General features: G+C 35.5%; 3 protein-coding genes. All 3 read right to left on the bottom strand.

Annotation, left to right across the window (positions count from 1 at the left end; all coding sequences use genetic code 11):
- Positions 1–4,435 (bottom strand): immunoglobulin domain-containing protein (locus IEW40_RS13690; RefSeq protein ID WP_229663461.1); only part of this gene is annotated, 4,435 nt, incomplete at its 3' end.
- 691 nt (positions 4,436–5,126) lie between these two features.
- On the bottom strand, positions 5,127–10,070 hold the full coding sequence (locus IEW40_RS13695; RefSeq protein WP_188618681.1) for a RemA C-terminal-like gliding motility protein: 4,944 nt from the start codon (positions 10,068–10,070) through the stop codon (positions 5,127–5,129).
- A 168-nt stretch (positions 10,071–10,238) separates the two neighbouring features.
- On the bottom strand, positions 10,239–12,209 hold the full coding sequence (locus IEW40_RS13700) for a M1 family metallopeptidase (RefSeq protein ID WP_188618682.1): 1,971 nt from the start codon (positions 12,207–12,209) through the stop codon (positions 10,239–10,241).
- Between the last annotated feature and the right edge of the window lie 103 nt (positions 12,210–12,312).

Consider the following 12,312-nt stretch of genomic DNA (forward strand, 5'->3'; position numbering starts at 1 on the left):
TCAATAATTTCGCATCAAAATCGGGCTCATAAGCTAAGGTAGCTCCTTTTACATATCCAATTAAGATAGGAGATACAAAATCTAAAGGCGTTTTAAGACTCACCCAAAATCTATCCTTAGTTTCAATTGCTGTTTTACCAAGTGACATTCTATTGAAAAAAATGGAAGAAGCTTCATTATTTCTAATATTGTTTCCATTTTCATATCTCAAGTTTCCACTGGTTTTGGCTTTAACAATAAAACCTTGACCTACTTTAATATATTCATTAGGCACTTTACAACTGAAGCAATTAGAAGGAGAACCTATCGGGTCATTATTACCTGTTCCTGCAGCATATGGAGCCGCTACCCCTCCAGTTCCATTAAGGATTGCATAATTATTGATAATCTGAGTGCCACTAGGTAAATTACTAGGATATGAAGACCCTTGCATTTTTGGATTAAAATTGGTATTGGTCCAAAAATAAGCGGTGTTGTAAATTAAACTCGAATTCAAATTATACAATTGATAAAAATTAATATTAGATGGATATGGATTAGCAACAAGATTGTAACCTTGTCCTGATGCTGATTTGATAAGAGGAGAATTGATAACTCCATTATTAGGCACCCCAACAAATTTCCCATTAAACTCTTGAGCTACAGATGGATAGGTATTAAATGCTCTAATTGCATAACCCAACCCCGGAGAAAAACTATTGGCATTAGGGTCTATCCACACAAAATAATCATTGTTCTCATTATAAGTATAGAATCGGGTACTTAAGGTTCCTGGCGAAAACGCTTTTAGATTTTGAGCAGCAACTGGTGTTCCCCAATAGTTATAGTCATTTCTCTTGAGATTGGCATTTCTCTTCACAGTGATATTACCTATATTAACTCCAGCATTATTGACTTGAATCAAATTGGCGTCAGACTCCACACTAACATCATCAGCAGTTGCTTCGTTTTTGATGTAGTTTTGAATAGTTAAACTAGATTTTGGATGGATAATGAGTTTTCCTCCAGGTTTCACAATTACACTTCTAGCTAAACCATGAGAGCCATTGGTCTCTTGAGGCAAATCTAAAGGAGTTCTTACAATGACACATTTTTTATGGTCTGGCACTCCAGTCGGTTTCCAATCATTGCCTTGTTTCCAATCTGTTTTTCCAGGTTGGTTCCAGATTTTGGTATCGTTGTAAACTCTAGTAGTATTAATGGCCGGACAACCATTGAGGAATGTCGCATAGGCATTAAATTCCCAGTAAGGTTTTTCAAACTCGTCTAAAGGGGGTTTTACACAGACGGTTCTAGCTAAAGTATTCCCTAATGGTGTGGTACAAGTTTCGTCATACAAAACAGCATTATCTAATCCTGACCATTGGAAATCTCTTTGAAATGGAACATCTCCATAAAGTTTGATATTGTCTATGGTAGCAAAACTCTCAAAATAAGAAGGCGTAGGGGTGAATCCTCTAGAAAAAACTGAAAATCTAATTTTTAAAGTAGAAGATCTAGGAACCACGGTTTGAACTTCTTCAGCATGATAAGCCGGTACTGGAGTTTGTGTGCTTAAACTAACATTGTCTAAATTGAGTGATACTTTTTCCCATGTCAATGGATTTCCATGATTGAGAACAAAATATTTAAAAGGCACCCAATTGGTATTATCCGTAGAATATTCTACAGATAAATATCCGTCTGCCTTTAAGGTTGCAATAGAAAAATAATATAAATCAAAGTCTAGCTTTAAACTATTAGTAAGAAAAGGAGTTGTATCAAATGTCTGAGTAGCTACCAAATGTCTTTTTATATTCTTATCTCTGTAAACATCTGTATTTATCGCTGCAAAATAACCACCAAAATAACCAGACGAAATAGTACTAGCAATGGCAAGATGTGGCGGCTTCTTTGCCTGATAATAGTTTCTGGTAGGCTCTGTAGAACCAGTTGGTTTCCAGAAATTTGGATTAGTTACCCAATCTGGAGAATAAATAGGGGTGTTTTTAGTGTCTGTAAACACATCTTCTTTTACATTGACAAAAGCTCCAAGTCCTGAATCGAATTTTTCATCAATCAATATTTCTTCTCTCTTATCTCCCCATACCGAAAGAATAAGATAAGGGTCATCTTCTCCACAGATAGTTTGAGGCACTGGAGTAAATGTGACTTCTGGCTTGGGGTCAATACGTGCAACAAATGGATATCTAAAAGGAGTTTCTTTACCATTAACATCCACCGCTGTCACATAAAAATTAGTAGTTGCTGATACATTAGTGGTAAAAGTAGCACCTGTATGCAATAGATTTCCGCCATACTTGGCATCATACCATTTATAGTTGACTACATTGGCATCTTTACCTATTGCAGTTAAGGAAATCTCTCCTGCTTCACATCTATGAAAAACATTCGGTTGATCGGTATTTAATTTAGCAAGATTATCCTCTATCACTCTAAAAATATAATCCTCAACCTCTCCATTGGTTGTCGAAAAATCACAAGGTAGAAGTGTGGCTGCTGCAGTGTTATTTACCACGGCTATTCTTAACCTATAATCTCCCAAAGGTAGATTATTTGGTATAGGGAAACCAAAAGTTACTGATTCTGTTCTATAGCCTGCATCCATAAGATAAACCAACTCAGAACTAGAAAAATCTCCATCTCTATTCCAATCTACCCACGCAACCCATCTTCCCTTAGCTGGGGTTACAATATTACCACCTGAAATAGCCTCTAAGTTTACAATAGAACCTTGTGATTGTGTAGCAACAGGATTCAAAGCAGTAAAATCTTGATATGCTCCATTAGCGCCAGATTGAGTACTTAAATTGGCAACGTTAGGAGTGTATAAGAGTTCATCATTTAAAACCCCTACAAATCTAAAACTTTTGATAAAAAGTTTACCAGTATTAGAAGCTACAAAAGTAGGTATACAATATGCACCTGTATAACTAGCAGAAGTAGATATACTATAATCACCAGTATTCTTACAGGTTGTAACTCTTCTATAATAATAGGTAACTCCCAAAGCTTCTGCTGTAATATTGGCAGTTTCTGAATTAGCCCCAGAAATATCAACCCAATTTACATTATCCGGAGATTTTTGCCATTGGTAACTAAATTCATTGCCTGAAACACTACCAATAATTGATGCAAAAAAAGTAGCTCCTGGAGTTCCAGAAGATGCACTTAGCTTAATACTCCCTGCAGGAGGTGTTCCTGAGCATGGAGACTGAATATTGATATTTACTTGATAATCTTCTGATTGCCCAATATTAGCCGCGGTACACGCATCTGTATATGCCCCTCTTAATTTTACAATCCTCATCATGGTGCTTCCTAGTACCGCATTACTTGGAACATCAATAATTCCAGTTACAACTTTAGCATCAATACCCGTAGAATTGGTAATTGTTCCTATGTCATATACTTCATTTACATTATTACCAAATACTTTATTCTGGTCCCAATCAATATAAACCCTATAGTAATCTGTATTATTCCCATTAGAATTTCCCTTTAATGTAATATTATAGGGCATGCCTTGTTGCACTGATGCACTTATCATACAAAAAATTTCATTAAAAGGAGTCGTGGAATTCACTGTAGCAGAAGATGAATTATCGATCCCCGCAAAAGTAACTTTTGTAATTGGAGCAACTTGAGTATTAAAATATTTCGTACAATAAGAAGTATAAGTAATCTTAACTTGTCCATTTCCCCCATTACCTCCACTAATCAAAGTAGTAGTAGAATTTCTAAATGCTCCAGAGCCTCCTGCTCCCACTCCTCCAGCAACACCTGCATTATCAGAATTTCTTCCATCACCTCCTTTATATCCATTAGTAGGTGCTGTTCCTCCAGTTATTCCAGAAGCATTATTCCCATTCACATCTCCTGCACTAGAGCCTCCACCACCACTATATTTGGTGGTACCGTCATCAAATCCATTAGCTCCATTTCCTCCATAAGTACTAAGAAGATTCCCTCCAATATTACCCGTTGTTAAGGAAGCTGCTCCTGTTCCTAAACCAGATGTTAAAACAAGTCCTGCTCCTGTTCCTCCAACAGCAAACACCGAACTAGCTGAATCAAACCAAGAACCTTCTCCATTTTTTCTGGTATCATTTCCAGTACCTCCGCTCCCCACATACATCCTATAAGTCTGACCTGGCACTACAGTATATGTGGTTTTCACAAAACCTCCTCCTGCTCCACCTGCTCCTCTTACATTGGTCCCATTCACGGCTTGCCCTCCCCCTCCAGCTCCCCATACTTCTAAGGTAATAGAAGTAACATCACACGGAACAGTCCAATAATTATCACCTGTTTTGGTAATAATTACAGAAGTTTGGGTATAAAAAAAATGGGTGATTAGAAATAAAATAAAAAAGTAAAGTTTCTTTTTTTGTGATGAAAAAAAAGATATACACGACTGTAGATTTTTTTTCATATTGTATTTTTAGGTTAGTTAGCCGAATCAAATTTTCGTTAAAAATATTAAAAAAAAATCAATAAACTCATTATTTTATATAATTATTAAAAAAATTCTATTCTTTATATATCATTTATCACAAAAAAACACTTTGGAAATCAAATACTTTATTGCAAAAAATCCTTAAAATATCATGTAAAATAAATAAATATATTGTTATTTTTAACGATTACTTAAAATTTTTATCATTTAAAAAAAATATTATTTTATTGTTATCTTTATTTTTTTTGGATAAATGGATGATAAACGATGAATCACAAAAAAATAAATTTTTAAGCTAAACCTACCCCCTACACAGCAAAGCCAAATCAGCGAGTATAAATCCCGAAACTCAGAACCCAAAACTTGGAAGTCAAAAATAAATCTAATTTATAGAAAATCACCATCAACTAATGCTAGCAGCCAATACCTATCAGCCACCTGCTAAAACTATAATTCGTGCATTTGTGGCATGAATACTTCCACCCCAAAACAAAAACTCCATTCGCCGACTGACCACTACAAAAAAAAGGAAGACTTTACTTCCTCTAAAACCGAGGCCAATAAAATCTTCCATTTTTTATCAAATAATACCAAGTGCTCAAAAATTGCAAATAGTAACTCTAAACTCGAATCCCGTAACTCGTATCCCGTATCTCAAATCTCGAACCTACTTCACAATTTTCTTCACTTCTTTCCCTCTTTCAGTTACTATTTCTATCACATAGACTCCTTTAGAATAATTGATTGAGGAAACCGTAACTTTCTTCTCTTTTTCTATACTTTGGTGAACCAATTTACCTGAGACATCAAATACTTTCACGCCCTTAATGACTGATGGCGATTCTATGATGATATCATTTTGCTCTTGATAAACCACAGTAGATTGGTTTTTCAAATCTGTGGTGTTTAGTGTGCCTTGGTTGGTATATTGTATTTCGAATCGATCGGTAGTATCTCCTGCATTGGCGGTAAAAACATATTTTTCTTGAGAAAGATTGGTCACAACTCCTGTCAGATGATCTTTCAAATAAATCGGTTGTTGACCAGCAAAAATACCTTCTTTACTATCAACAGATATCTCATACTGCCCTTGCAAGCCGAATCTTGTCCCCAAGCTCACTTTATCATCAACACTGAAAGGATATCTTCCTTGGATAGCCAATTTTTTATCTTCAGTTAAAGAATAAAAACTATCTCCTCCCATAACCAATAATTCTGCATCATAATCTTGTTCATAAGTAGACGTTGCTCCTTTCACATATCCAATTAAGATAGGAGATACAAAATCTAAAGGCGTTTTAAGGCTTATCCAAAATCTATCCTTAGTTTCAGTTGCTGTTTTACCAGCTGACATTCTATTGAAGAAAATAGAAGAAGCATTATTAGTTCTAATACTACTATTGTTTTCAAAAGCCAAATTAAAGTTTCCTTCATTTCTTACTTTCACAATAAAACCTTGCCCAACCTTAATGTACTGATTGGGGGTTGTACATAGAGGACAATTAGAAGGAGAACCTATCGGGTCATTATTACCTGTTCCTGCAGCATATGGAGCCGCTACCCCTCCAGTTCCATTAAGGATTGCATAATTATTAATGATCTGAGTGCCACTAGGTAAATTACTAGGATATGAAGACCCTTGCATTTTTGGGTTAAAATTGGTATTGGTCCAAAAATAGGCGGTATTGTATATAATACTACTATTGATACCGTAATTATACCAAGCTTGAAAATCAAAATTAGAAGGATAAGGATTTGAAATAAGGTTATAACCTCGTCCAGATGCCGTTCTAAGCACTGGGACTGAAATATTTCCATTATTTGGCACTCCTATAAAACTATGCATTTGAGAAGTAACTACATTTGACAATGAATTTGAAGCTCTAATAGCGTAACCCTTTCCATTTTCAAAACTAATAGTATTAGGATCTATAGAAGTAAACAAATCATTATACTCATTATAAGTATAAAATCTGTTGCTGAGTGTACCTGGTGAAAAAGTTCTCAGATTTTGACCCGTCACTGGTGCTCCCCAATAATTATAATCCAATCTTTTTAAATTAGCACTTCTCTTTACGGTGATGTTTCCAATATTGACAGCCGAATTGTTATTTTGAATTAAATTAGCATCATTATCCACCATTACATCTTCAGCTGCTCCTTCATTTTTAATATAGTTTTGGATGGTAAGGCTAGACTTAGGACTAACGGTGATTTTAGCTCCAGACTTATTAATCACACTTCTCGCTAAACCATGAGTTCCTGAGGTCAAAGTTGGCAACTCTATTGGGGTTCTCGCAATAACGCATTTTGCGATGGTAGGAACTCCTACCGGTTTCCAATCATTAGCTTGATTCCAATCTGTTTTTCCAGGTTGGTTCCAAATTTTGGTATCGTTGTAAACTATGGTTGAACCCGTGGCAGGACATCCATTTTGGAAAGTGGCACTCGCATTAAAAGTCCAATAGGGTTTTTCAAATTCACTTAATGGTGGCTTTACACAAACTTCTCTAGCCAAAGTATTCCCCAAGGGGGTGGTACAAGTTTTATCATACAAAACTGCATTGTCTGCACCAGACCAATCAAAATCTCTTCCAAATGGTTTATCTCCATAGAATTTCACATTATCCACCGTTGCAATACTTTCAAAATAAGATACAGTCTTAGTGCTATCTCCTCTAGAAAATACTGAAAATCTTATTTTAAGATTGGCTGACCTTGGCACTCCTAACGCATCCATATCAAGAGATAAATGCCTCCAGATAAGCGGATTTCCCTGATTATTTACATAGGTAGCAAAAGCAGTCCAAGCTCCACCATTATCAGAATATTCAACTCTAATATATCCATCGGCTTCTGCCAAAGCAATGGAGAAATAATAAAGATCAAAATCTAATTTCAAACTATTAGGCAAAAACGCAGTGGTATCATATGTATTTTTAGATTCCAAATGTCTTTTTACATTGACATTTCTTCTAACGTCAGTATTAATGATTGCAAAATTACCTCCAAAATACCCAGAAGCAATAGACGGAGCAATAGCTAAATGAGGTGGGTTAGAAGGAGTATGAGGAGTAGGCTTCATCACCCAATCAGGAGAATATGGAGTTGTATTATACGAATCAACAAATGTATCTTCTACAACATTTACAAATTCTCCAGTAGTAGCCACTCCTATACCATTGTCGAATTTTTCTTCCATCAATATCTCTTGTCGCTTATCCCCCCAAACCGAAAGAATTAAATAAGGATCATCTTCTCCACAAATAGTAGAAGGAGTAGGAGTAAAAGTTACTTCAGGAATAGGGTCTATCCTTGCCACAAATGGATATCTAAAAGGAGTTTCTTTACCCGTATTATCTACTGCAGTTACGTAGAAAGTTGTAGTAGAAGAAACAGTAGGAGAATAAGTTGCACCTGTATACAATAAATTACCCCCATACTTAGCATCATACCATTTGTAATTCACAGTATTAGCATCTTTACCAACTGCGGTCATAGGTACTACCCCTGGATCACATCTATTAAAAATATTTGATTGGTTAGTATCTAATTTTGCTAAATTGTCTTCAATAACTCTAAACAAATAATCTTCCATTTCCCCATTATAAGCAGATTGATTACAAGCATCAGATGTATCTGGACTGGTTCCTTGTATCACAGCCAATCTTAATCTGTATAATCCTGGAGTCTGATTAGTTGGTATTGGAAAACCAAAAGTCACCGCATCAGTAAGATAAGGAGAAGGTACTCTATACACTACTTCTGAGGCAGTAAAAGTCCCATCTCTATTCCAATCCACCCATGCTACCCATCTTCCAGCTGCCGCTAAAGGACTTCTAATGTTCCCACCACAAACGGCTTCCACATTTACCACAGAGCCTTGTGCTTGCTCTGCTACAGGAACCAGTGATGTGTAATTTTCATAATCTCCATTAGTACCAGTTTGAGTACTGATATTGGCATTATTAGGATTTGGTGGAAATAAAAAAGTATCGTTCAATACGCCAATAAATTTAAAACTGCTGATATACAATTTACCAATATTAGAAGCTTTAAAAACTGGTGTACAATAATTAATTACCGTGGTAAAAGAAACACTTGATGAATATGTTACAATTCCTGAACTTTTACAAGTTATTTTCCTTCTATAATAATATGTAGTTTCAATGGGCTCAGCGGTAATGCTCGCTGTAGGAGATGTTTGTCCTGCGATGGGTGACCAATTAGTATTATCAGGAGATTTTTCCCATTGAAAATCATATGCCGCAGTATTATTACTACTGCCAGAAACTGAAGCAGTAAATGGAGTGTTAGGATTTCCAGTAGTAATACTAAGCGCTGCAGTTCCACCTGCTGCAGTACAAGTAGGAGCAGAAACCACCACTTGATAATCTTCAGTTTGTCCATTAGATGCATTGGTACATGCATCTGAGTAGCTGCTTCTATTTTTAACCACCCTCATGGTTGTGGTTCCTAATGTAGCTCCTGCTGGCACAGTTATGCTTCCAGTGGTCGTCCCAGAAGTAGAATTATTAATAGTTCCAATATCATAAATTTCATCTGCATTATTTCCAAAAACCCCATTTTGATCCCAATCGACATAAACCCTGAAATTATTGCTATTATTTCCATTCGTATTGCCTGATAAAGAAACGGTGTACACCTCTCCTTGTTGAACACTTGCAGTTGGACTACAAAAATATTCATTAGATAAAGAACCATTGATGGTACCCGAAGTTGTATTGTTAATGCCCGCAAAAGTAACATTGGTAATTGGTTCTACATTACTAGTAAACGACTTCCCACAATATTTGGTAGTGTATGTAATTCTGATTTGCCCGTTACCGCCATTTCCTCCTTGATTAGTACCATTATTGTTTCCTCTTTTTCCTCCAGAACCGCCAGCTCCAATATTTCCTGAAACTCCATTATTAGTATTATTAACACCATTAGCACCAGCAAAACTATTTGTTGAAGCAGCACCACCCATATTTTGAGCTGTTTCTGTAATAGGATTAGAGTAAGCATTTGCTCCATTTACATCACCTCCACTAGCACCACCACCACCACTATAATTTGCTGAGGCCTTACCTCCATTTCCTCCTTTGGTATTAGCCTGCAGTGTTGATCCAGTCCAAGTAATTGAATTACCTGATGGTGCAGATACTCCTGAACCATATCCTGTAATTGTAAGTCCTCCTCCTTTACCTCCTATCGCTGTTAATACTTTTGTGGTAGGTGTTAAAGAACTTTTAAATTCAGATAATCCTCCATCTCCTCCTCCTGTTCCTCCAACACCAACAGTGTATTGAAAAACTTCACCTCCCAAAACAGGAACAACGTATCTCATATATCCTCCTCCTGTGCCTCCACTTCCAGATGAATTTCTATTTGCACCTTGTCCACCACCCCCAGCGCCCCACGCTTCCACAGTAATAGAAGTTACATCACAAGGCACAATAAAGGTCCCAGGACCAGTTCTGGTAATGGTTTGTGTAATGGTTGTTTGAGCCAATAAAAAATGAACAAAAAAAAGTAAAATATAGGAAAATATTCTCTTTTGATAATTTATTAAAAGAAATTGGTTGGATTGTAATTTTCTTTTCATAGTCTTTTATTTTATTTTACTTTTTAACATTAATAAAAACAATTATGCGAAAAAGTAAATTGATTTAACTTAAAATCCTACAACATTATTCCATTGACTGAAAATGCAATTGCTTTTTATATGATAATAAACGATAAAACCTTCAATTGATATGAAGGTTTTACGAGATTATTTTTTAATAAAATGATACTTTTGATCATTCACTCTTATAACATAGCCCCCAGATGAAAATCCTGAGATATCTACCGTTTTGTTAGGCTCAAATTTCCCTTTCTTCACCAACTTGCCATCTAAACTATAAATTTCAAAAGGAAGTGCTTTTTTAAGTCCAGCGAAACCTATTTCATTGGTAGCAGGATTAGGATATAATTTAATAGGGGTTTCTGTAACGGTTCCCGTAGTCAAAAAAGTAGTATCATTAGTCACTGTAGAACCAGTAGTTAGAATTTGATTTTCATAGTTGAAAGAAACAGAAGCCACGTCAAATCCTAGTGGAAGTGTAAACGTTTGACCGTTTGAAGTATTATTAAGTGCGAACTCAGCTGTTTGCCCCCCCGTACCAGTCACTTTGATAGGCAATAGCATCTCAAAAAACGCAGGACCAGTGGTAATACTTTTGGTTTGAGATGCCTTAAAAGAAATAGATTGGTTTGCATTTTGTTTCCATCTGATATCATAGATAGGATACCCTTCGCCAAAATACCAATCATTAAAAAACTCAGTAAAATTTTTACCTGTAGAAGCTTCGAAAGAGGCTTTAAAATCCATCCCTGTAGCATAGTTGTAAGCATATTGATTAGAGTAATTTCTTACCGCTTGGTAGAAGGTATCATCTCCAACCATCCATTTAAGCATTCTTAACAAATAAGAACCTTTATTATATGATAGCCTAGAACCAAATAATTCTCCGAAAACTTCAAGACCTGAATCAGATACATAAACGCTACCCCCAGGGGAAGCTGTTATCGCATTAATAATTGTTTGTAAATAATTAATAAATGCTGCTTTATTGTTTTTATTGGTGATTTTTTCGTTATACAAATGCTCAGTAAATCTTGCAAAACCTTCATTAATCCATATATCATTCCAATTTTTACAAGTCGTTTTATCCCCAAACCATTGGTGTCCCAATTCGTGGGCTATAATAGATAAACTAGATAAACTACCAGTACCCATTGAAGTCATCGTTGCATGCTCCATACCACCAGAAAAATCAAATTGCATATGCCCGTATTTTTCGTTTCGGTAAGGATAAGGACCAAAATAGGTTTCAAACAAATCCATGATGGGCTTAGTATTGGTAATGAGCGCTGTCCTATTTGCTGTAGTATCACTCATAGGGTAAATATAATTCAAAAACGGAAAAGGGGGATTTCCAATGGTATCTGTGTATTTATTATAATTGGTTACTCCAATGGCAATAAGATAAGCAGGGATAGGATATTCGGTTTGCCAAATGGTTTTCAGTTGTGTTCCTGAAATGGCTGTTTCAGAAATCAACTTACCATTAGATGCTACATAGATACCTGTAGGCGTAGTTACTTCTACCCTTACTTTTTCTATTTTATCATTCATACTTTGTTTGGTTGGAAACCAATCTCTAGCTCCATATGGTTCAGAAAGGGTATAGATAACATAAGGAACAGTAGTATTAGTACTTTTAGCTTGGCGATGTCTAGAATAAGTAGTAATCATATTTTCATTCACAGGAGTACCAGAATAGCTAATTGATAGAGAATCTAAAACATCTTTGACTAAAGTTGTAGGAAAATCAATTTTAATTTCGTTGGTTGTAAGTTTAGTAAAAGTAACATTATTTCCTTTGTACTTTACTGACGAAACTGTAAAACCATCATTAAAATCAAAATAAATGCTATTCATATCCTGATTTGGAATAAAATGAGATGTTACTACTCCAGAAACATTACCACTTGTTGCAGGATCTAGAGTAAGCTCCAACCTCTGGTACCTCAAATCGTAGTTTAAAGTATTAGGATTCACGTTCCTTGTGGTCGCTAACATTTTTTGGTATTTAAGACCTTCAGTATTTACAAGGTCTTCCATGTCTTTGTCATACTCAGTTTGCCCAAAAAATACTGAAAAAGTAAATGACAAGACCAATAGATAAAAATTCTTCATATCGTCTAGTAGTTTACACAAAAATAAAAAATAATTTTGAATTATTATCAAATAAAAGTTGTTAAAAAAGCGTATTATCAACAAATAATCCGTAAAAGACTAC

The sequence above is a fragment of the Cloacibacterium rupense genome (assembly GCF_014645495.1).
In the GTDB taxonomy this organism is placed as follows: domain Bacteria; phylum Bacteroidota; class Bacteroidia; order Flavobacteriales; family Weeksellaceae; genus Cloacibacterium; species Cloacibacterium rupense.

Bases quoted from the DNA above. Each gene is read 5' to 3' on its own strand.
- IEW40_RS13695 (WP_188618681.1), bottom strand. From the start codon at position 10,070: ATGAAAAGAAAATTACAATCCAACCAATTTCTTTTAATAAATTATCAA.
- IEW40_RS13700 (WP_188618682.1), bottom strand. From the start codon at position 12,209: ATGAAGAATTTTTATCTATTGGTCTTGTCATTTACTTTTTCAGTATTT.